The organism is Rhizobium sp. BR 315, assembly GCF_050577975.1.
In the GTDB taxonomy this organism is placed as follows: Bacteria; Pseudomonadota; Alphaproteobacteria; order Rhizobiales; family Rhizobiaceae; genus Rhizobium; species Rhizobium miluonense.
On record NZ_JARWKZ010000024.1, the window covers coordinates 1 to 22,531 of the forward strand.

Genomic DNA, 22,531 nt, shown 5'->3' on the forward strand with positions numbered 1-22,531 from the left:
CACCGGTATTGGCGACCGTGCCGCCGATCAGCGCCATGTAGCCGCCGCGATTGATGGTGATCGCACCGGCATTCGTCACCGGCGCCGAGGCGCCATTGCCGGTGAAGCTCCGCCTACCCGCCATGAAGTCGTCGTCGGAGATGCCGAGCGTCGAGGCGACGAAGGCGCCGGCCTTGATTGTCCCGGTCTTGGTGATGGCAATGCCGTTCGGATTGATCAGATAGACCTGGCCATTGGCGTTGATCTGACCAGCGATGGTCGAGCTTGTCCCACCGGTGACGCGATTGAGGATGGCAGCATTGGCATCGGGCTGGACGAAGGTGACCCGGTTGCCCTTGCCGACATCAAAACTCTGCCAGTTGACGACGGCGCTGCCGCTCGCCTGGTTGATCGTCAGCGCCCCTGCCGACGGTGTGCCGATGGTCGCACTGCCGGCCGCCACCTGACCGCCCGTCGGCAGCGACTGCGCCAGCACCGCCGTCGAATGCACCAGCGCCGTCGAGGCCAGAAGCCCGGCCTGGAACAGACCGCTCCTGAAGCCACGCGCGGATTTCGAGAACACTCGTGCAGACATAAATTCCCCCGGCCCGAAATTGCAGAGTTCGGGTTCACGGCGATCAGAAGCCGCTTGCCATTCTCGTGATTCCGTATTTGTTGTCGTCCATGCGCTTTTTGGCAGCACCAGCCGGGAGACGTCCTGATTGGCCGTGGCGGAAGCCCTGAAATTTTGCTGAAATTCCGCTGAAACCCACGAATATTCATGGTTTTTGGCTGACTTACGTGATTAGTGGCACTGTGCCGGAATATGGAACTATCGCAGGAGAGAGGGGGATCGGTGCTCCAATTTGCCGGCTTTGAACTCGATGAGAAGCGCTCCGAATTGCGCAGGCTCGATGGTGAAACTATCAAGCTGAGGCCGAAGTCTTTCGATTTGCTGCGCCTGTTTGCGACCAGACCCGGCAGGGTCCTCAGCAAGCACGAATTGATGACGGCGATCTGGCCGGACGTTCACGTCGGCGAGGACAATCTGTTTCAGTGCATTCGGGAAATTCGCGCAGCACTAGGCGACGAGAAGCGCGAATTGATACGCGCGATCGCGGGGCGTGGCTACCTGTTTGAGGCCGAGGTGTCGGGTTCGACCGACGCCAACCCACAGCAAGCAGTCCTCTCGAAAATCGGATCTCAAACCGAAAGCGAGCTGACGGTAGGTTGGCGCAGCAGCAAGGTGCGGCGCCGCGCCGTATTGATCGCTATGGCAGCGGTCGGCGTGACGGCTTTGACAATTCCAGCAATGATGCTTCCCAATATTTTCGCAGCTTCGCCACCAAATGTGGCAATATTGCCCATGGCAATGGCGAGCAGCGATCCGGCGGTCGCTCGAATGGCGGCCGGCGTCATTAGTGACCTGACAGACGGGTTGGCAAAAATCGAGACCATCCGCGTGGTGGTTCCGCCTGGCGCGGCCATAAAGAAAGCCGATCTTGTCTTAAACAGCGAATTGGAAAAGACCGGAACGACATGGAGCCTGCGCGCCCATATGATCGAACCGGCAACCGGCGCGGTCAAGTGGTCGACATCCCTATCGGTTAACCTGACAGACATTGATCCTCAGCTCCAGCGAACGCGCCTGACCGCCGCTATCGGCGACGCTCTCGCCCAGCGGATCAACGCGCTTCTGACGTCAGGCAATGGTTCAGTGGATGGCGGGCCGACGGGCACCGCCAAAGCCACTATCGAACAGGCAACCGCCTCGATCAATCACACGACGTTGGAGCGCTTTCGCACCGCTGAGGCGATGCTGGAAAAGGCTCTTGCGGACGACGCCGACAATGTCGATCTGCGAGTTGCGCTTGCGGCCTTCAAATTACGCGGGATTCAGTTGTCGTGGTTTCCCGACACGGAGCGCCAGGCGGTCGTCAATGGTGTCGGCGTAATCATGGAGCGCGCATTGCACACGCATCCCAACTACATCCCGGTGCTCGCAACACATTGCCGGTATCTGTCGGCGACGAACCGGTTCGCCGAGAGCCTGGTGGCATGCGGAAAGGCGCTCGCTCTAGACCCCTGGGACGGCAGCGCGCTCTACCTCACCGGCCTCGCACAGATCTTTTTGGGGCGTTTCGATGATGCGCTTGCGACGTTCAAGCAAGCGGACCGTTTCGATACGCCCCAAGTCGCGCGCTGGACATGGGGGATCGGAGCGGGCTGGGCTTGCATGCTTATGGGCCGCGCCGACGAAGCGCTGCCCTGGCTGGAGCGATCGATCAAGATCACGCCGGCCAGCGGGCGCATCTATTTTCTGATGGCGGCAGCCTATCAGCAACTGGGCCGAATAGCCGAAGCAAAGGTCGCCGTTGCAAAAGGGATGGAGCTTAGACCAGGTTCGACAGCGCTAAATGCACCGCCGCCCAGCAACAACACAAGCCCTGTTTTTCTCAAGGCCCAGGAGCGCATTATGAGACTCATAGTTGAGGCCGGGTTGCCCGAGAAGTGATGATCCAGCGGCAAAGGTGAAGCGTCGAGTTTTGGCAAAGATTGAGTATCGCGCTTACCGCCAGACATGGCCGAGAACGCGAGTGGCCAGGTGCAAAATTGCTCGCTCTGAGGAGATATGCCGGTTGGTTTGAGGCGGGCCGAAGGCTGCGTCTCGGCATGAATCCACAGCGATATAGCCACATGCCGGCAACACCATGAACTGTGGCGAACGAAGCTATAAAATCAATCGTAATGCACCGAACAAAGACGGTACCATTGGAATGGAACCCGCCCATTCAGCCCCTAGCGACTGAAGGAATGCCCTATGGAAAGCGAGCAGATAAGCCCTGTCACCTGAGGTTACTCAGGTGACAGGGCGGGCCGCCGACACGAGCGATGCTAGTGTCAGCAACCGGGGGCGAAATGGCAATAACCCAAATCAAACGCTTAGAACATTGGACCTTAGTCTGATCACACGCCTGATACGAAACTTCCTCGAAAAATAATCCAATTCATCAAGCGCAATGTCGGTAGAAATTGATTCAACACCATCACAACCAGCCTGCATGGGATGATCGTCTCCGAGCACGACGGTCTTGAGTGGCTGTACCAGTATGGTGACCTGGATCTCGGCGAACACGATTACGGCGTTTTCCTGTAGGGCATTCGCACCGTCGTCATGGGGCGTGGCACGTATGATTTCATCGCGAAGGCGCCGTCGCCTTGGGCTACGCCGACCAATGCGTCATCGTGGTCACCTCCCGACCGATCGATGATCCAAAGGCACCTCTCATTGTTCGTAGCGATGTCGATATTCTCATCGCGGAGCTGCGTGCACTCAATGACGGTGACGTCTGGATGCCTGCTGGCGGACAACTGCAGATGGCTTTCATGGAGCGTGGCGCTCTGGATGAGATCGAAATCTATGTAATGCCGGAACTACTCGGCGGTGGCCTTCCGCTCTTTCCGCTCACCGGTTTTCGTGCAAGTCCTAAGCTCGTAAGCGCCAAAGCGATCGACAAGAGCTGCGTCCGGCTGCATTACCGAATGGAGCCTAAGAATGCCGCTGAGGTTAGTTTTGCTGGTAGCGTCGAGTAGTATACTCGTGATCCGCAGCACGGCGAAAACGCAAACTGAGCTGTCAATCAGCTCGTCCTCAAGCCCTTCGCTACCAAGCTTACAATAGCCTATGTCGGCTCTGCCGCAGCCGTAGCGCGGCCACGCAGCCTGCGGCGCGTACCGGACGGGCTTTCGGAAAAGCTTGCCCTGTAGCTGCGGGAAAATGCCGAGGCGGAATTGAAGCCGGTCGCGGCGGCTATATCGGCAAAAGAATCTTTGGTTTCGATGACCTTGCGTCGTGCGGCATTCAGTCGGAGTGCCAGATAGTGCACATGCGGTGGCGCGCCGATGCTATCTTGAAAGAGCGCCTGCAGGTGGCGGGCGCTGACGCCGACGCGCCGCGCCAGGCGCGCCAAAAGCAATGGCTGTTCGATATGGTCTTCCATCAAGCGGATGGCCTGAGCGACGCGGGGATCGCGCATGCGCAGACCGGCGGTCGACGGTGAGAGTTCCACCGCATTTTGGCCGGATGCCGGCTCGTAGATGAACAAACGGCTGACCTCGAGCGCCAGCGAATAGCCCTGCCGCCGGCGGATGATTTCCAGCATGAGATCGACCGTCGGCAACGAACCGGCCGTGGTAATGCGCTTGCCGTCGATCACGAAACGGTCCTTGACGGCCCTCACCTGCGGATAGGCAAGCGCGAAATCGTCGAAATCCTCCCAGTGCACAGCGGCCGAAACATTGTCGAGCAGGCTCGCTTCGGCAAGCAGCCAGGTGCCGGACTCGATGCCGGCAACCATCGAACGGTGGCGTGCGGTTTGCGACAGTTGCATTTTCAACGCCTGCGTCGCGCTGCGCTGCCAATTGTAGCTGGCGAGCACGAAGAGCGGCGCCGTATCCGAAGTCGACCGGAAACCGGACGATGCGGGCACAGGGATCTGGCTGGTCGTTTCCGCCGGCGAACCATCCGGCGTGAAGAGCCGCCAGCGATAAAGCTCCGCCCCGGAAATACGGTTGGCCCCGCGCAATGGCTCGATGACCGAAGCGATCAAAATCAGGTTCGTCTCCGGGAGGATCAGAAGGTCGATGTCGAGCGTCTCATTGGCTGATGTCAGCATTCAGCATTCCTTTGATCGTTCCGAAACTGTATCGAATACTTCTGATAATGCAAAGCATGAAGGCGTCTCATGGCTCGTAATGTCCTCAATACGAGGGAGAACAAAAATGCCTCTTGCGATGAATCGCGACGTCTTCATCACCTGTGCCGTGACCGGTGCCGGCGACACGGTTTCCAAATCCAGCCATGTTCCGATCACTCCCAAGCAGATTGCGGAATCCGCGATCGATGCCGCCAAGGCCGGGGCAGCGGTGGTTCACTGCCATGTCCGCGATCCGGAGACGGGTGCTGCCAGCCGCCGCAACGATCTCTACAAGGAGGTCACGGACCGCATCCGTTCGGCCGATGTCGATGTCGTGCTGAACCTGACGGCCGGCATGGGCGGAGACCTGATTTTCGGCGATGTCGAAAGCCCATTGCCGTTGAATGCCAGGGGCACGGACATGGCGGGCGCCACCGAGCGTGTCAGCCATGTCGCCGAATGCCTGCCGGAAATCTGCACGCTCGATTGCGGTACGATGAATTTCAGTCTCGGCGACTATGTCATGACCAATACGCCCTCGATGCTGAGGGCCATGGCGAAGAAGATGACCGATCTCGGTGTTCGTCCTGAGATCGAGGCCTTCGATACCGGTCATCTCTGGTTTGCCAAGCAGCTTGCCGAGGAGGGTCTCATTGAGGACCCGGTTCTCATCCAGCTCTGCATGGGCATCCCCTGGGGGGCGCCCGACGACCTGAACACCTTCATGGCGATGGTCAATAACGTTCCCAAAAGCTGGACCTTCTCGGCCTTTTCCATCGGTCGCAACGCCATGGCCTATCCGGCGGCTGCAATCCTTGCCGGCGGCAATGTCCGCGTCGGGCTTGAAGACAATCTCTATGCCGGAAAGGGCATGCTCGGGACCAACGCGCAGCTCGTCGAAAAGGCCGTGCAGGTGGTCGAAGGCATGGGCGCGCGCATCATCGGCCCCGAAGATGTCCGCAAGAAACTGAAACTGACGAAGCGCTGAGGCCGGCATGACCAAGATCAACAAGGCGGCCTGCATCGGCGGCGGCGTCATCGGCGGCGGATGGATCGCCCGCTTCCTGCTGGCGGGCATCGATGTCGATGTCTACGATCCGCATCCAGAGGCGAAACGCATCGTCGGCGAAGTGCTTGCCAATGCTGAAAAAGCCTATGCGATGCTGACCGGCGCACCGCTTCCGCCGCGCGGCAAGCTCACATTCCGGGACACGCTGGAAGCGGCCGTAGACGGTGCCGACTGGATCCAGGAAAGCGTGCCCGAGCGGCTTGATCTCAAGCGCAACGTGTTGACACAGATCGATGCGGCCGCACGGCCGGATGCCTTGATCGGCTCGTCCACTTCCGGGCTGCTGCCGACCGATCTGCAGCGCGACATGCGCCATCCCGAACGGCTCTTCGTCGCTCATCCCTACAATCCGGTCTATCTCCTACCGCTCGTCGAGATCGTCGGCGGCGAAAAGACCAGTGCTGCGACAATCCAGGCCGCCATGGACAGGCTGCCGCCGATCGGCATGAAGGGCGTGCATATCGCCAAGGAGATCGAGGCTTTTGTCGGCGACCGCCTGCTGGAAGCGCTCTGGCGCGAGGCGTTGTGGCTGATCAAGGACGATATCTGCACCGTCGAGACGCTGGACGATGTCATCCGCTATTCCTTCGGCCTGCGTTGGGCACAGATGGGGCTGTTCCAGACCTATCGCATCGCCGGCGGCGAAGCGGGCATGCGTCACTTCCTGGCGCAGTTCGGCCCCGCATTGCAGTGGAACTGGACAAAGCTGATGGACGTCGTCGATCTCGACGATGCCCTCGTCGAAAAGATCGGCCGGCAGTCGGACGAGCAGGCCGATGGCCTGTCGATCCGCGAACTGGAGCGCATCCGCGACGAAAACCTCGTTGGCATCCTCCAAAGCCTGAAGGGAAGCCACGGCGGCAAGGGCTGGGGCGCCGGCAAGCTGCTCAAGGATTTCGAGCAGCATCTTTGGTCGGCAGGCGGCGGCGAGAAGCAGGGCTTGGACATCGCAAAGCCGCTGCGTCTGATCGACACCAAGGTCAGCCCGGCCTGGGTCGACTACAATGGCCATATGACCGAGCATCGCTATCTGCAGGTGTTCGGCGACACCTCGGACGCGCTGCTGCGCCTGATCGGCGTCGATATGGACTATGTCGAGCGCGGCCACAGCTACTATACGGTGGAGACCCATATCCGGCATCTCGGCGAGGCCAAGCTTGGTCAGGCCATCCATTCGACTGCGCAGATCCTCGCGTCTGATGAAAAGCGGCTGCATGTTTTCCATGCGCTGCACAACACAGTGAGCGGCGATGTCGTCGCCACCGCCGAACAGATGCTGCTGCATGTCGATGCCAAGGCGGGCAAGGCCACGGCCGCACCGGAGGAGGTGCTGGCCAAACTAAGGCCGATCGTTGCTGCTCATGCAGCTCTGCCAATGCCTGATGGAGCCGGCCGTCATGTGGGACAAAAACGCTAGGGGGAAGCGATCGTGAATTTCGGACTCAGCGAAGAACAGGAAATGATCGTCAAGACGGTCCGGGACTTCGTGGAGACGGAGATCTATCCGCACGAGAACGAGGTCGAACGCACCGGTATTGTGCCGCCGGATCTTGGGCAGGACATCAAGCGCAAATGCATCGAACTCGGCTTCTATGCCTGCGGCTTTCCTGAGGAGATCGGCGGCGCTGGCCTGGATCATCTGACCTTCACGCTTGTCGAACGCGAGCTCGGCCGCGGCTCGATGGCGCTGACGGTTTTCTTCGGCCGCCCCTCGGGCATCCTGATGGCCTGCGAAGGCGAACAGCGCGAGCGTTATCTCCTGCCGGCCGTGCGCGGCGAACGCGTCGACGCGCTTGCCATCACCGAACCGGACGCCGGCTCCGACATGCGCGGCATGAAATGCGCGGCGCGGCAGGATGGCGATGACTTCGTGCTCAGCGGCGCGAAGCATTTCATCTCGCATGCCGATGTCGCCGATTTCGTCATCGTCTTTGCCGCAACCGGCGAGGAAGACACTCACAGGGGTGTCAAGAAGAAGATCACCGCCTTCCTGGTCGATCGCGGCACGCCGGGGTTCGATATCCTGAAGGGCTATGACTCGGTCTCCCATCGCGGCTATCACAACTGCATCCTGAACTTCACCGATTGCCGCCTGCCGAAGTCGCAGGTGCTTGGCGAGGTGCATCGCGGCTTCGATCTTGCCAATCAATGGCTCTACGGAACGCGGTTGACCGTCGCTGCGACCTGCGTCGGGCGAGCCCGCAGGGTCTTCGACCTTGCGCTGCCCTATGCCGCCGAGCGCAAGCAATTCGGCAAACCGATCGGTGCCAATCAGGGCGTGTCGTTCAAGCTTGCCGACATGATCACCGAGATTGACGCCGCCGACCTCCTGACACTATCCGCGGCCTGGAAACTGGATGCCGGCATCCCGGCCAATCGCGAGATTGCGTCGGCCAAGCTCTATGCCTCGGAAATGCTTGCCCGCGTCACCGACGAAGCGATCCAGATTTTCGGCGGTATGGGCCTGATGGATGACCTGCCACTGGCCCGCTTCTGGCGCGACGCTCGCGTCGAGCGCATCTGGGATGGCACCTCGGAAATACAGCGGCATATCATCAGCCGCGACCTGCTTCGGCCATTCGGAGCATGAGCCCATGACGCAGCGCTCGCTCGACCGTCTCATCCGACCCAGAACGATCGCCGTCTTCGGCGGCCGCGAGGCGCGACGCGTCATCGAACAATGCGATCGCATGGGATTTGCCGGCGAGATCTGGCCGGTGCATCCGACACAGGAAAGTGTCCTCGGCCGCCGTTGCTACCGGTCGGTCGCCGAACTGCCTGACGCGCCTGACGCCGCCTTCGTCGGCGTCAACAGGATGCTCACCGTCAATATCGTCCGCGAACTCTCCGCGAGAGGCGCCGGCGGTGCGGTCTGCTACGCCTCCGGTTTCAGCGAAGCGGTGGCGGAGCTTGCAGACGGCGCTGAGCTGCAAGGGGCTCTCGTCGAAGCCGCCGGCGCCATGCCGATCGTCGGTCCCAACTGCTACGGCATGATCAATGGCCTTGATGGCGCCCTGCTCTGGCCCGATCAGCACGGCATAGTGCGCACAGAGCGCGGCGTCGCGATCCTCACCCAATCCTCCAACATCGCCATCAATCTCAGTATGCAGAGGCGCGGCCTGCCCATCAGCTATCTGATGACTGCGGGCAACCAGGCACAGACCGGCCTGTCGGATCTCGCCCAAGCCGCTCTCGCGGATCCTCGCGTCACAGCGGTCGGCCTGCATATCGAAGGTTTCGGCGATATCAGGGCGCTGGAAGCTCTCGCAATGCGCGCGCGGGATCTGAAGAAACCCGTCGTCGCGCTGAAGGTCGGCAAATCCGAACAGGCGCAGCGAGCGACCGTTTCACACACGGCCTCGCTCGCCGGCAGCGATGCGGTTGCAGACGCCGTTCTCGATCGCCTCGGCATAGGTCGCGTCACGACGCTGCCGGAGCTCATCGAAACGCTGAAACTCCTGCATGTCGCAGGTCCGCTCGAAACCAATGCAATATCTTCGATGAGCTGTTCGGGCGGCGAGGCCTCGCTGATGGCAGACGCCGCAGTCGGTCGGAATGTCGAGTTCCGCGCTCTGAAAACCGAACAGCTGCCCGCCTTGCGCGCGACGCTTGGCCAGATGGTGACGCTTTCCAATCCGCTCGACTACCACACCTTCGTCTGGGGCGATCTTGCGCGGCAGACGGAGGCCTTCAGCGCCATGTTCGCCGGCGGCTATGCCCTCAATCTCCTCGTTCTCGACTTTCCGCGCGAAGATCGCTGCGATGGCGCCGACTGGATGATCACCGTTGCGGCCGTTGCCGCAGCCGCGAAGCAAACCGGTGCGCGTGCCGGCATTCTGGCGACACTGCCCGAAAACATGCCGGAGACAATCGCGCAGCAACTGATCGAAGCCGGCATCGTGCCACTCTGCGGCATCAGCGAGGCACTGGCGGCGGCTGACATCGCCAGCGGGATCGCCGACGCCTGGAAGAGACCGCAACCATTGCCGCTCCTCAGCACGCGGACCGAAGCGGGCGAAATGGAAACGCTGAGCGAGGCTGCGGCCAAGGCCGAGCTCGCAGCCGCAGGCCTTATAGTCCCGCGTGGCAAGACCGCCGCCACGGCGAGCGAGGCGGCCGACTGCGCGGGGCAACTCGGCTTCCCGGTCGCGCTCAAGGCGCTCGGTGTCGAGCACAAGTCCGATGTCGGTGCTGTCAAACTCAACCTGTGGGATAGGAATAGCGTCCGAGATGCGGCGGAGAGCATGAACCATGTCGCTCGCGGATTTCTCGTCGAACGCATGGTCGATCGCCCTCTTGCGGAATTGATCGTCGGAGCGGTCCGCGATCCGGTCGTCGGCTTGACCCTCACCGTCGGTGCAGGCGGAATCCTCGTGGAATTGCTTGAAGATTCCGTCGTTTTGCCGCTTCCGGTCACGAAAGCCGAGGTCATGGACCGGATTTCGCGGCTCAAAGTCCGTAAGCTGATAGAAGGTTATCGCGGCAATGCGGGAAGCAGTCTTGAAATGGTTGCCGATGCCGTCGTATCAACGGCAGAATATGTCGTAAAGAATGCCGCACGGCTTGAAGAACTGGACATTAATCCATTGATGGTTCTACCAGAATCCCGCGGCGTCGTGGCCGCAGATGCGCTCATTCGGCGAAGGAGGTAGCAGAAGTTGCAAGACCCCATTCGCACTCGAAGCGACAACGGTATTCTTGAGGTCATCATTAACAGGCCGAAGGCGAATGCCATCGACTTGGCGACGAGCCGCAAGATGGGGCTGATCTTTCGCGACTTCCGCGACAACCCGGATCTGCGTGTCGCCATCATCACCGGTGCGGGCGAGAAATTCTTTTCCGCCGGCTGGGATTTGAAGGCTGCGGCAGCCGGCGACGCGGTTGACGGCGATTACGGTGTTGGCGGCTTTGGCGGTCTGCAGGAGTTGCGCGATCTCAACAAGCCTGTCATCTGCGCCGTCAACGGCATTTGTTGCGGTGGCGGCCTGGAGATTGCGCTTTCCACCGATCTGATTATCGCCGCCCCGCACGCCACCTTCGCGCTGCCGGAAATCCGCTCCGGTACGGTGGCAGATGCTGCGTCGATCAAATTGCCGAAGCGCATCCCCTATCACATTGCGATGGACATGCTGCTGACCGGTCGCTGGCTTAATGTTGAGGAGGCGCATCGCTGGGGCTTCGTCAACGAGATCGTCGTGGCCGACAAGCTGATGGACAGGGCGTGGGAACTGGCCCGCCTGCTCGCCAGCGGCCCGCCGCTCGTCTACGCTGCCATCAAGGAAATCGTCAGGGAAGCGGAGGGAACGACGTTTCAGACTGCCATGAACAAGATCACCAAACGGCAGTTTGCGACAGTCGATGTCCTCTATTCGAGCGAAGATCAATTGGAAGGCGCGCGGGCATTCGCCGAAAAGCGTGCCCCAATCTGGAAAGGAAAGTGAGAGGCGGCGGCAACCGCTGCATTTTCCCGCATGGTCGCGGGCATCAGGCTTCAGGCGGAAGAGGAAACCGCTTCTTGAAGCACGCCGCCCGAGAATTCTGTCAACATGACAAAAAAGAAGGAACAGGGGAATGAACGACTACACGAAATATCTGGCAAGCCGTGTGACTTCGGGCGGGCTCAACCGCCGCGAATTCATGGGACGCGCAATGGCAGCCGGCGTGACTTTGGCACTCGCCGACAAACTCTTTACCGAAAGCGCAATGGCGGCCGAGCCGAAGCGCGGCGGGCATCTGAAGCTTGGCCTCGAAGGCGGTGCTGCGACCGACTCCAAGGACCCGGCGAAATTCCTGTCTCAGGTCATGTTCTGCATCGGCCGCTGCTGGGGCGACATGCTGGTGGAATCCCATCCGCTGACCGGTGCCGCCGTTCCTGCATTGGCCGAATCCTGGGAACCGTCGAAGGATGCCGCCACCTGGACCTTCAAGATCCGCAAGGGCGTCAAATTCCACAACGGCAAGGAGCTGACGATCGACGACGTCGTCGCCACGCTCAAGCGCCACACAGATACAAAATCGGAATCCGGTGCGCTCGGCGTCATGAAGTCGATCAAGGACATCAAGGCTGATGGCGGCAATCTCGTCCTGACGCTGACCGAAGGCAACGCCGACATGCCGTTGCTCTTGACCGACTATCACCTCGTCATCCAGCCGAATGGCGGCTATGACGATCCGCTCGCATCGATCGGCACCGGCCCCTACAAGATGGTCAGCTTCGAGCCGGGCGTGCGTGCTACGCTCGAGCGCAACAAGGACGACTGGCGCACCGATCGCGGCTTTGTCGACAGCGTCGAAATCATCTGCATGAACGATGCGACGGCTCGTATCGCCGCCCTGTCGTCCGGCCAAGTCCACTACATCAACCGCGTCGATCCGAAGACCGTCGATCTTCTGAAACGCGCGCCGACTGTCGAGATTCTGTCCACCGCCGGCCGCGGCCACTACGTCTTCATCATGCATTGCGACAAGGCGCCCTTCGACAACAATGATCTGCGCCTGGCCCTCAAATACGCCATGGACCGCGAGACCATGGTCAAGAAGATCCTCGGCGGCTATGGTAAGGTCGGCAACGATTTCCCGATCAACAGCACCTACGCCCTCTTCCCCGAAGGCATCGAGCAGCGCACCTACGATCCGGACAAGGCCTCCTTCCACTACAAAAAATCAGGCCATAGCGGATCGGTATTGCTTCGCACCTCCGAAGTCGCCTTCCCCGGCGCCGTCGATGCTGCCGTTCTCTATCAGGAAAGCTGCAAGAAGGCCGGGATCACCATCGAGGTCAAGCGCGAGCCGGGCGATGGTTACTGGACGAACGTCTGGAACGTTCAGCCCTTCTCCACCTCCTACTGGGGCGGGCGGCCGACGCAGGATCAGATGTATTCCACCGCCTATCTGTCGACGGCGGACTGGAACGACACGCGCTTCAAGCGCCCGGACTTCGACAAGCTTCTGCTACAAGCCCGCTCCGAACTGGACGAAGCCAAGCGCAAGGAGCTCTACCGCGCCATGGCGATGATGGTGCGTGACGAAGGCGGCGTCATCCTGCCGATGTTCAACGATTTCGTGAACGCCTCCACCAAGCAGGTGAAGGGCTACGTCCACGATATCGGCAACGACATGTCGAACGGCTACGTCGCGACCCGCGTCTGGCTGGACGCCTGATGCCCGAACCGGGCGAATAGGCCCTCATCTCAGAGGAAGCCGGGACCGCGGAAGAATTTCGCGGTCCTCCCGACGTTTAAGCGCGAGGCATCGGCCATGTCCAATTCACCCCCCGGAACCGTTTTGCCCGGGCTGAGGTTCAAGCAGCGTTTTCCGCTGCTGTCCCTGATCATCGAGCGTTGCCTGCTCAGCATCGTCCTGCTGTTTGCAGTCTCCATCCTGATCTTCGGCGGGCTCGAGGCCCTGCCCGGCGATTTTGCCACCACCTATCTTGGCCAGTCGGCCACTCCACAGGCGGTCGCCAATATCCGTCAAGAGCTCGGCCTCAACCGCCCCGTCGTCACCCGCTATGTGGAATGGCTCGGTCACGCGGTGCAAGGCGATTTCGGCACCTCGTGGGCCAGCAAGAATTCCGTCAGCGAGCAGATCGGCAAGCGGCTCGGCAATTCGCTGTTTCTGGCCGGCTTTGCCGCCTTGATCTCGGTGCCGCTGGCCGTCTGCCTGGGCATGCTGGCCGTCCATTTCAGGAACCGCATGCCGGACAAGATCATCAACGTTATCTCGCTGGCGGCGATCTCCCTGCCGGAATTTTTTATCGGTTATCTCCTCATCATGTTCTTTTCCGTCAAACTCGGAGTCGCGACCTTTCCCGCGACGGTCTTCGACGGCATGGGCTTCCTCGATCGGTTGAAGGCGATCGCGCTGCCGACGGCCACCCTGGTTCTGGTCGTGCTTGCACATATGATGCGCATGACGCGGGCGGCCATTCTTTCCGTCATGTCGTCGGCCTATATGGAAACGGCTGAACTGAAGGGGCTGTCCGCCTTCCGCGCCATCGTCAAGCATGCCGCGCCCAATGCGCTGGCGCCGATCATCAACGTCATCGCGCTGAACCTTGCCTATCTCATCGTCGGCGTCGTCGTCGTCGAAGTGGTCTTCGTCTATCCCGGCATGGGCCAGTACATGGTCGATGCGGTAACGGTTCGCGACATGCCTGTCGTCCAGGCCTGCGGTCTGATCTTCGCCGCCGTTTACATCTTCCTCAACATGACGGCCGATATTCTCGCCATCGTCGCCAACCCGCGTCTGAGGCATCCACGATGAGATTAAGAGATATCCCCATCGCCGCCTGGATCGGCATCATCGGCATCCTGCTCGCCTTCATCTGCGCGATCTTCGCCCCCTGGATCGCCCCCTTTGGCGAAACCGAGGTTGTCGGCAATGTCTGGCAGCCCGCCGACGCGCAATACTTCTTCGGCCTCGACAATCTCGGCCGCGATATCCTGTCGCGTCTCATCTACGGCACCCGCACGACTCTGTTCGTCGCGCTAACGGCAACGATCATTTCCTTCTCGCTCGGCATTATCCTGAGCTTTACCGCCGCCGTCTCGCGCGGGTTGATAGACACTGTCTTTTCGCGCTTCAACGATTTGATGATGTCGATCCCGACGCTGATCTTCGCGCTCGTCGTGCTCGCCGTCCTGCCGCAGAACCTGATTGTGCTGATCCTCGTCATGGCCATACTCGACTCCACCCGCGTCTATCGCCTCGGCCGCGCCGTGGCGCTCGATGTCGCGGTCATGGAATTCGTCGAGGCCGCCAAGCTTCGCGGCGAAGGCAAGATCTGGATCATCTTTCGCGAGATCCTGCCGAATACGCTGTCGCCATTGCTGGCAGAATTCGGGCTGCGCTTTGCCTTCTCGATCCTGTTTCTCTCCACCTTGTCGTTCCTCGGTCTCGGCATCCAGCCGCCGTCGGCCGACTGGGGCGGCATGGTCAAGGACAACAAGGACGGCATCATCTTCGGCATTTCCGCCGCACTCGTGCCGGGTTCCGCCATCGCGGCGCTGGCGATCTGTGTCAATCTGGTGGTCGACTGGCTTTTAAGGCGCACCTCCAGCCTCAAGGGAGGGCGTGGCGATGCCTGAGCTTCTTTCCGTTCGCGATCTGAAGATCGAAGCAACCAGCTATCCGCCCGGCGAGCCGCCGAAACGCGTCACCATCGTCGATGGGGTCTCCTTCGACCTCCAGAAGGGCAAGGTGCTCGGCTTGATCGGCGAGTCGGGCGCCGGCAAATCCACCATCGGCCTGTCCGCACTCGCCTATGGCCGCGGCGGCGCCGAGATTACCGGCGGCCAGGTGCTGCTTGACGGCAAGGACATCCTGCCGCTCGGCAAATCCGGCATCCGCAGGATCCGCGGGGCGCGGGTCTGCTACGTTGCGCAATCGGCCGCCGCTGCCTTCAATCCGGCGCATCGGCTGGGCGATCAGGTGGTCGAAGCCACCGTGAAGCACGGCCTGATGACCAAGGAGGAGGCCAGGAAGCGGGCGCTCTATCTCTTCCGGGTGCTTGGCCTGCCCAATCCAGAAACATTCGGCGAGCGCTATCCGCACCAAGTTTCGGGCGGCCAGCTGCAGCGCGCCATGACCGCCATGGCTCTCTGCTCCAATCCCGAACTGATCGTCTTCGACGAGCCGACGACCGCGCTCGACGTGACGACGCAGATCGATGTGCTGGCGGCGATCAAGCACGCTATCGAGGAGACGCATACGGCGGCGCTTTATATCACCCACGACCTCGCCGTCGTCGCCCAGATCTCCGACGACATCATGGTGCTGAGACACGGCAAAATGGTCGAATATGGCAGTGTCCAGCAGATCATCGAAGAGCCGAGGCAGGATTACACTCGCGCCCTCGTCAACGTTCGCCAGGAGGCAAGAGCCGAAGCCAGCGACCAATCGAGTGCGCTTCTGAAAGTAGAAAATATCAGCGCGCAATATTCGAATGGCTTCAAAGTATTGCACGATGTTTCCCTGCATGTTCCCAGGGGGCAGACGCTGGCCGTGGTCGGCGAGTCCGGCTCCGGAAAATCGACGCTTGCCCGCGTCATCACCGGCCTGCTGCCGCCGAGCGACGGTCGGATTTCGTTCGACGGTAAGCCGCTCACACCGGCTTTGAAAAGCCGCTCGCGTGAGGAATTGCGGCGCATCCAGCTGATATACCAGATGGCTGATACCGCCATGAATCCGCGCCAGACGGTACGCGATATCATCGGCCGGCCACTGACCTTCTACGACGGCCTGCATGGTGCTGCAAAGACGGCGCGGGTGAAGGAACTGCTCGATCAGATCGAGATGGGCAACGGCTTCATCGACCGCTATCCGGCCGAGCTTTCCGGCGGCCAGAAGCAGCGCGTCGCGATCGCCCGTGCGCTCGCGGCCAAGCCGGAGCTCATCCTCTGCGATGAGCCGACATCGGCGCTCGATCCGCTGGTTGCCGAAGGCATTCTGAAATTGCTGCTCAAGCTGCAGGAGGAGGCCCATCTCTCCTACGTCTTTATCACCCATGATATCGCCATCGTGCGTGCCATCGCCGACAGTGTCGCCGTCATGCATCGCGGTAAGCTTGTTCGCTTCGGCCCGAAATCCCAAGCGCTATCGCCGCCTTTCGATGACTACACCGACCTGCTGTTGAAATCCGTGCCTGAAATGGAGATCGGCTGGCTGGAGCGCGTGCTGACGACGCGGAAGATGGAGAGCGCCGGAAATTGAAGGCTCGACATCTTCAACACGAGAGCGGTTTAGTTTTTCACGGAATCTGAGGACCACTCTAACCTATTGTTTTTACGCAATTCCGGACGGAAAACCGCTGCGTGCTTTTCCTGGAATTGCTTTAGCGGTTCAGTATTTGCTCGCTTTCATGCCAATAGAGAGCTCAGCGGATAAGGCGTTCGCTGAGTTCGCGAGCCAATGCGCTGGCATTGCGCCCAACAACCATACTCTGGTGATTACCGGAGACGTCCACCCAATCCGCATGAACAAGAAGGTGCCCCCATATGGATTTCGGATCGCAATCGACCGGAGAGCCTTGCAGACTGCGATAGAAAGTTAGTTCCCCGTCGTAGCGGCTCGGCTTGTAAAGACCTTTCATGTGTAGGAGTTGTCTGGCGGCTGCATCATAGCGCGGGGGATACTCCCCCATCCATTGCGGCGCCAGTTCCGGATAATAGACTGTACGTGGGTCGGCGTAGCGGAAAGAGAGCGGCTTCAACTTTTTCGCGAGGTATTCTCGTAGCTCGATAGCCGGCCGGCTAGGCTTTGTCGGCTCTTGGCCGCATGCGCGTTGACCGGTTTTCGTTAAGTTCCTCTTTCTGCTCCGGGCTCTCCTCCAGCGTTGCCGCATGAACTTGCCCCAGATCATCAGCGGCCATTCCTGTTCGCCCAGCGGGGTATCGAGCATCCCGAGGAATGCAATCTCTTGCTTCTGCGTCCTCAAAGCACGAGCGAGCTCCAAAGCAAAAACGCCGCCAAAGGAATAGCCCAGCAATCGATAAGGCTCTCCTATCCCTGCTGCTTGTAACGCTCTCAGTGTGCTTTCAATCTCATCCTGCACCGTTGCCGGATAATGAGGACCACGGCTGAAGTCCGTCAACGCGATGCCCAGGATCGGCCCGGGAAAGCGGATTGCCTTAATGAGGTGCTGCATTTCCAGAAAACAGCTTGCTCCGCCGGCGAATACCAGCAACGGCGCAGCGCCTTCCCCACCTCGGAGTTCTATGATTTTTGGTGAGGCTGATAGGTCTTTATGATTGGAAATTGCAAAGCTGAGCGCTTCAAGGGTGCGATGACGATAGAATACATTGACATCCATCTCCTCTCCGGTTTCGCTCCACAAGCGCTTTATGAAATTCAATGCTCGATTGACTGAAACAGTATCGGGAATGTCTGTGTCGCGACTCAAACTGATCTTCGCCTCTTCGCGAAACAGATCGCTCAGGTAAGTACCCGGGCTGGAATCTAAACCCGCTCCCGCAGAGAAAAACATCTAGGCGCCCCCGAATGTCAAAGTATGCGTCACCAAACGCTATGATAGATAGCATTCTTATAAAGCAATCATCAATATATCCCGTAAAAGCATAGCTTCTTCTCCGGCTTTAAGAGGTTTGACCGTCGAGCAACCGAGGGGTCAGCAAGCGTTGTTCCCGGCCTGGCCGGCGGCGAGCTCTTCCGCGACCAACGCCAAGCCCACTTTCAGATCGACTTGCACCATCGCATTCCGGGGCCAGATACATAGCCGGATTTGAGGACCTCGTTGCGAAAATTGGCGTCATCAATATTCTGCCGGCACCGCATAGACCTCGGCGGATGGATCGGCGAGAAACGCGCGTACCGTCGGTGGCAGCTGGCGTGACGATAGCGGCAGAGGTCCGCAGCGCGACAGAAGTTCACGCAGGTCGGGCTCGGCGCCGACATGCCGCCAGATCATCCGCGATGCATAAGGGAGGTTTTCCTTTCGCCAGGAGACCCCCATTGTCGTTCCACGCAAATAGACGCGCTGGTGCTCGTCGAACGGCAAAAGGATCGTCTGCGACAACATGGAGTTCGGGCCGACGACACGCTCCGTGACGAAGACACGGTTTCTATGAAACGCCGCTAAACCCACATATTTTGAAAACTGTTGAATGCCGTTTCCAGGGTCACGGAGACGCTCCATCGACTTGACGTGCACCAACCCACCTTGCTCCGCGAGGCGGCTGCATGAACACACGACCATTCCCGGCCACGACGGCGAGCGGTGATAGGTCTGGTAGTAGCCGATATGACGCCTCAAGGCAGTCAGATTTCCCGGGAACGCCTTTAAGAGTTCCGAACTTTCATTGAGACCGAGCGTCGGTCTCCGGAGCCGTTCGCGAAAGAGCTTCGGAGCGAGGAAAAAGTCCGCTGCGTCGAGATCGAAATACTTGGCAATGCGCGCCAGATTATGGGCAGAGGGTCTCGTCTGGCCATTTATGTATCGGTTGAATTGCTGCCGATTGAGATCAACCGCGCGGCAGATATGCGAAATGGAACGCTGCGTGGCACAGGCAATTTTAAGGTTCTCGACTAGGTGAGGCATCGGCGGCTCCGTCTGGCGACACTCAGCGTAAACTCGCTTAAACATGCGTCAAGTCGCGAAATTGCGCGAGCCGGCCTGACCTCTACGTTTCCCTCTTAGAAAACTGAAAAAGAGGGAACTGTAATGACGCGTCAAAAGGATCAACTTTCGCCCCTGAAAATCGGCCGCCGCCACTTCCTCGGCGGTGCCGTCACCTTGGGTGCGTTGCCGAGCCTTACCGCAAGCTTGCTGATGCCGCGTGACGCTCGCGCTCAGGAAAGGAAACATGGCGGCCATCTGAAGCTCGGACTCAAGGGCGGCGCCACCAGCGATGCGCTCGATCCGGCAACATATAGTGCCTCCGTGCTGTTCGTCGTTGGCCGTCTCTGGGGCGATACGCTTGTCGAATCCGATCCCAAGACCGGCGCGCCCTTGCCGTCGCTGGCCTCCTCCTGGACGCCGTCAGCCGACGCATCCGTCTGGACTTTCAAGATCAGGAACGACGTGCAGTTTCACGACGGCAGCAAGATGACCGTCGCCGACATCGTCGCGACGCTGAAGCGGCATGCAGACAAGAATTCGCAGTCAGGTGCTCTCGGGCTATTGGCCTCAATCACCGGCATCGAAGAAAAGGCCGGCGATCTCGTCCTGACGCTCGCGGAAGGCAATGCGGATCTGCCTCTCCTTCTCACCGACTACCACCTGATCATCCAACCGAAGGGTGGCGTCGAAAAGCCTGCGGCCGCCATCGGCACCGGTCCTTACATTCTGAAAAACTTTGAGCCCGGCGTTCGCGCGGCGTTTGAGAAGAACCCCAAGGATTGGCGTACCGACCGCGGCTTTGTCGACGGCGTGGAAATACTCGTCATCAACGACAACACTGCCCGCATCGCCGCCCTGGCATCTGGTCAGGTCCATTTCGTCAACAACGTCGACCCAAAGACCGTTGCGATGCTGAAGCGCGCACCGAATGTCGATATCGTCCGGAGCGCCGGCAAGGGCTTCTACAGTTTTCTGATGCATTGCGACACCGCGCCTTTCGACAACAGCGACCTTCGTCTCGCCTTGAAATATGCCGTCGACCGCCAGTCGATCCTGGACAAGGTGCTGGGCGGCTACGGAACGATCGGCAACGACTATCCGGTCAACGCAAATTACGCTCTCGCACCGACCGATATTGAGCAGCGGCCGTATGATCCCGACAAGGCCGCCTTCCACTTCAAGAAATCGGGTGTCGACCACCCAATTCTGTTGCGCACATCCGACGCGGCCTTTGCTGGTGCCGTGGATGCGGCGATCCTGTTTCAGCAGAGCGCGCGCAAGGCAGGGATCACAATCGACGTCAAGCGCGAACCCGAAGACGGCTACTGGACCAATGTCTGGAACAAGCAGCCCTTCTGCGCCTCCTTCTGGGGCGGTCGCCCGACGCAGGATTCGCGCTATTCCACATCCTATCTATCGACCGCCGAATGGAACGACACGCATTTCAAGCGCCCTGAGTTCGACAAGATGGTGCTACAGGCTAGGTCCGAACTCGATGAGACCAAGCGCAAGGAACTTTATCGGCATCTGGCCCTGATGGTGCGGGATGAGGGTGGCCTGATCCTGCCCGTCTTCAACGACTATCTCATGGCCGCCACGAAAACGCTGAAGGGATATGTCGACGACATCGGCAACGACATGTCCAACGGCTACATCGGCAGCCGTGTGTGGTTTAATGCTTAAACTTCTTCGAGATATATGACCATGACTGAGCGCAGCTACACCACCATCGAGAATCACTGGATCACCCTCAAGGACGGCACGCGCCTCGCCGCACGCATCTGGATGCCCGATGGCGCGGAGAGTGATCCCGTACCGGCGGTCTTCGAGTTCCTGCCCTATCGCAAGCGCGACGGAACGAGCCCCCGAGATGAATCCACCTATCCGGTCTTTGCCGCAGCCGGCATCGCCGGCGTGCGCGTCGATATCCGTGGCTCCGGGGAGTCCAGCGGCATCATCGACGGCGAATATACCGAGCTCGAGCTTGCCAATGCCTGCGAGCTGATTGCGTGGATTGCAGAACAACCCTGGTCGAACGGCTCGGTGGGCATGATGGGCATTTCCTGGGGCGGCTTCAACTGCCTGCAGGTCGCGGCCCTGAAGCCGCCGGCACTGAAAGCGGTCATTTCGATCGCCTCCACGGTCGATCGCTACAATGACGACATCCACTACAAGAACGGCTGCCATCTCTCCGCGCAGCTTTCCTGGGCGGCGACCATGCTCGGCTACCAATCGCGTTCACCCGATCCGGCCATTGTCGGAAACGACTGGCGGGATATGTGGCTGCAGCGCGTCGAGCAGGAACCCTTCTTTATGGAAGAGTGGCTTCAGCACCAGCGCCGCGACGACTTCTGGCGCCACGGATCGATCTGCGAGGATTTCGCAGGTTTCGATATTCCCGCCATCGTCATCGCCGGCTGGGCGGACGGCTATCGCAATACGCCGCTGCTGGCCGTGGAAGGGCTCGGGGATACGGCAAAGGCGCTGATCGGCCCATGGGTTCACAAATATCCGCATTTCGCCTGGCCGAAGCCACGCGCCGATTTCCACGGCGAAGCCATCGCCTGGTGGAACCGCTGGCTGCGTGGCGAGCGCAACGGTGCGGAGACCATGCCATCCGTGCGCGCCTATATTCTCGATTCGATAAAACCCGCGAAGCGTCGTGATTTTGACCCCGGCTTCTGGATCGCCAAGCGAGAATGGCATCCGCCCGAAATGCAGTGCTTCTATGTCGAGCAGTTCGGCACGTTGATGGAAGGCATGCCGATCCCGCATGCGCCGGAACATCCCGTCTATCTGCGCTCGCCGCTCGACACAGGAACCGCTTCAGGCGAATGGTTTACCCTGAAGCCGGACGCGGAAATGGCAATCGATCAGCGCGTCGACGACGCCGGCTCCCTTACTTTCCAGACCGCGCCGCTGACGGAGGATCACGACTATCTCGGCCGCCCGGTCATCACATTGACGCTGCGATGCGACGCCGAGACCGCCAATCTCTGCGCAAGGCTTGTCGACATCCATCCGGACGGCACGGCGACGCGTGTCTCCTTCGGCGTGCTCAATCTCGCTCATCGCAACGGCAATGCCGCGCCCGAGCCGCTGGCCAAGGGTGAGCGGACTACGATTACCGTGCCGCTGGATGCCTGCGGCTATCGTTTCCGTAAGGGACACCGCATTCGCCTGTCGCTATCGACTGCCTACTGGCCGATGGTCCTGCCGCCCCCGGAAGACCCCGGCTTGACGATCGACATCGCTTCCATCGGTCTTGCCCTGCCGCTGCTCGGTGCGCATGAGCTTATCGACGTGAAGCAGCCTGACAATCCCGAGCCGTTGCCTAAATATATCGAACATGCGCCTGCTTCGACGAAGCGCCAGGTGGTGCGCGATCTCTCGGCAGGCCGTACCCACTATGAAATCCATGAGGATACCGGCCTTTCCGAGCACCCCGGCACCGGACTTTCGACGCAGCAGCTGCGCGAAGAGGTCTGGTCGATCGCAACGGGCGATCCGCTGTCGATGACCGGCATCTCGACATGGACCTGCGACATGCAACGTCCGGGCTGGTTCGTTCGCACGGTCGCGACATCGTCCATATCTTGCTCGGCAACGGACTGGATCGTCAGCGCCTCGGTCATCGCCTACGAAGGAGAAACCGAGATTTTCCGGAAGATATTTGCGGAGAAGCGTATCGCGCGCGACCTGATGTAG

Annotated in this window: 16 protein-coding genes and 1 pseudogene; 13 read left to right on the forward strand and 4 right to left on the reverse strand. The window is 60.1% G+C overall.

Going from position 1 to position 22,531, the window contains the following annotated elements; all coding sequences use genetic code 11:
* A partial coding sequence (locus QD409_RS21170; RefSeq protein WP_430763596.1) for a filamentous hemagglutinin N-terminal domain-containing protein occupies nucleotides 1-574 on the reverse strand: 574 nt, incomplete at its 3' end.
* A 306-nt stretch (nucleotides 575-880) separates the two neighbouring features.
* Between QD409_RS21170 and QD409_RS21175 the strand changes: the two genes are divergently transcribed.
* On the forward strand, nucleotides 881-2,494 hold the full coding sequence (locus QD409_RS21175) for a winged helix-turn-helix domain-containing protein (protein ID WP_430763597.1): 1,614 nt from the start codon (nucleotides 881-883) through the stop codon (nucleotides 2,492-2,494).
* A gap of 552 nt (nucleotides 2,495-3,046) precedes the next feature.
* Nucleotides 3,047-3,573 (forward strand): annotated as a pseudogene (locus tag QD409_RS21180) (dihydrofolate reductase family protein).
* An 89-nt stretch (nucleotides 3,574-3,662) separates the two neighbouring features.
* Here QD409_RS21180 and QD409_RS21185 read toward each other — a convergent pair.
* On the reverse strand, nucleotides 3,663-4,655 hold the full coding sequence (locus QD409_RS21185) for a GlxA family transcriptional regulator (RefSeq protein WP_092846145.1): 993 nt from the start codon (nucleotides 4,653-4,655) through the stop codon (nucleotides 3,663-3,665).
* 106 nt (nucleotides 4,656-4,761) lie between these two features.
* Between QD409_RS21185 and QD409_RS21190 the strand changes: the two genes are divergently transcribed.
* From QD409_RS21190 to QD409_RS21230, 9 genes are all read left to right on the forward strand, one after another.
* Nucleotides 4,762-5,664, forward strand: coding sequence for a 3-keto-5-aminohexanoate cleavage protein (locus tag QD409_RS21190; RefSeq protein WP_092846147.1), 903 nt, complete (start codon nucleotides 4,762-4,764; stop codon nucleotides 5,662-5,664).
* 7 nt (nucleotides 5,665-5,671) lie between these two features.
* Nucleotides 5,672-7,162, forward strand: coding sequence for a carnitine 3-dehydrogenase (locus tag QD409_RS21195; protein WP_430763598.1), 1,491 nt, complete (start codon nucleotides 5,672-5,674; stop codon nucleotides 7,160-7,162).
* Between the two features lie 12 nt (nucleotides 7,163-7,174).
* Complete coding sequence (locus QD409_RS21200; RefSeq protein WP_430763599.1) at nucleotides 7,175-8,335, forward strand: acyl-CoA dehydrogenase family protein; 1,161 nt, start codon at nucleotides 7,175-7,177, stop codon at nucleotides 8,333-8,335.
* 4 nt (nucleotides 8,336-8,339) lie between these two features.
* Complete coding sequence (locus QD409_RS21205; RefSeq protein ID WP_430763600.1) at nucleotides 8,340-10,397, forward strand: acetate--CoA ligase family protein; 2,058 nt, start codon at nucleotides 8,340-8,342, stop codon at nucleotides 10,395-10,397.
* 6 nt (nucleotides 10,398-10,403) lie between these two features.
* The gene (locus QD409_RS21210) at nucleotides 10,404-11,186 is read left to right on the forward strand and encodes a carnitinyl-CoA dehydratase (RefSeq protein WP_430763601.1); all 783 of its coding nucleotides are present in this window, start codon (nucleotides 10,404-10,406) and stop codon (nucleotides 11,184-11,186) included.
* Between the two features lie 130 nt (nucleotides 11,187-11,316).
* Nucleotides 11,317-12,906, forward strand: a complete 1,590-nt coding sequence (locus tag QD409_RS21215) for an ABC transporter substrate-binding protein (protein ID WP_430763602.1) — start codon at nucleotides 11,317-11,319, stop codon at nucleotides 12,904-12,906.
* A 96-nt stretch (nucleotides 12,907-13,002) separates the two neighbouring features.
* Nucleotides 13,003-14,010 (forward strand): ABC transporter permease, encoded by a 1,008-nt coding sequence (locus QD409_RS21220; protein WP_092846294.1) that lies wholly within the window; start codon nucleotides 13,003-13,005, stop codon nucleotides 14,008-14,010.
* Nucleotides 14,007-14,834, forward strand: a complete 828-nt coding sequence (locus tag QD409_RS21225; protein ID WP_092846159.1) for an ABC transporter permease — start codon at nucleotides 14,007-14,009, stop codon at nucleotides 14,832-14,834. The genes QD409_RS21220 and QD409_RS21225 overlap by 4 nt, the downstream gene beginning before the upstream one ends.
* The gene (locus QD409_RS21230) at nucleotides 14,827-16,458 is read left to right on the forward strand and encodes an ABC transporter ATP-binding protein (protein WP_430763603.1); all 1,632 of its coding nucleotides are present in this window, start codon (nucleotides 14,827-14,829) and stop codon (nucleotides 16,456-16,458) included. Before QD409_RS21225 ends, QD409_RS21230 begins: the two co-directional genes overlap by 8 nt.
* A 163-nt stretch (nucleotides 16,459-16,621) precedes the next feature.
* On the opposite strand, the gene QD409_RS21235 is transcribed toward QD409_RS21230, so the two are convergent.
* Nucleotides 16,622-17,731 carry a thioesterase domain-containing protein gene (locus tag QD409_RS21235; protein WP_430763604.1) on the reverse strand — a complete coding sequence of 370 codons (1,110 nt, stop codon included), beginning with the start codon at nucleotides 17,729-17,731 and terminating at the stop codon, nucleotides 16,622-16,624.
* Between the two features lie 285 nt (nucleotides 17,732-18,016).
* Entirely contained in the window at nucleotides 18,017-18,802 is a 786-nt protein-coding gene (locus tag QD409_RS21240) for a helix-turn-helix domain-containing protein (RefSeq protein ID WP_430763605.1), read from the reverse strand.
* Between the two features lie 123 nt (nucleotides 18,803-18,925).
* Here QD409_RS21240 and QD409_RS21245 point away from each other — a divergent pair, with 123 nt between their 5' ends.
* A complete protein-coding gene (locus tag QD409_RS21245; protein WP_430763606.1) occupies nucleotides 18,926-20,506 on the forward strand; it encodes an ABC transporter substrate-binding protein in 1,581 nt (526 codons plus the stop codon).
* Nucleotides 20,507-20,527: 21 nt separating this feature from the next.
* Nucleotides 20,528-22,531, forward strand: a complete 2,004-nt coding sequence (locus tag QD409_RS21250) for a CocE/NonD family hydrolase (RefSeq protein WP_430763607.1) — start codon at nucleotides 20,528-20,530, stop codon at nucleotides 22,529-22,531.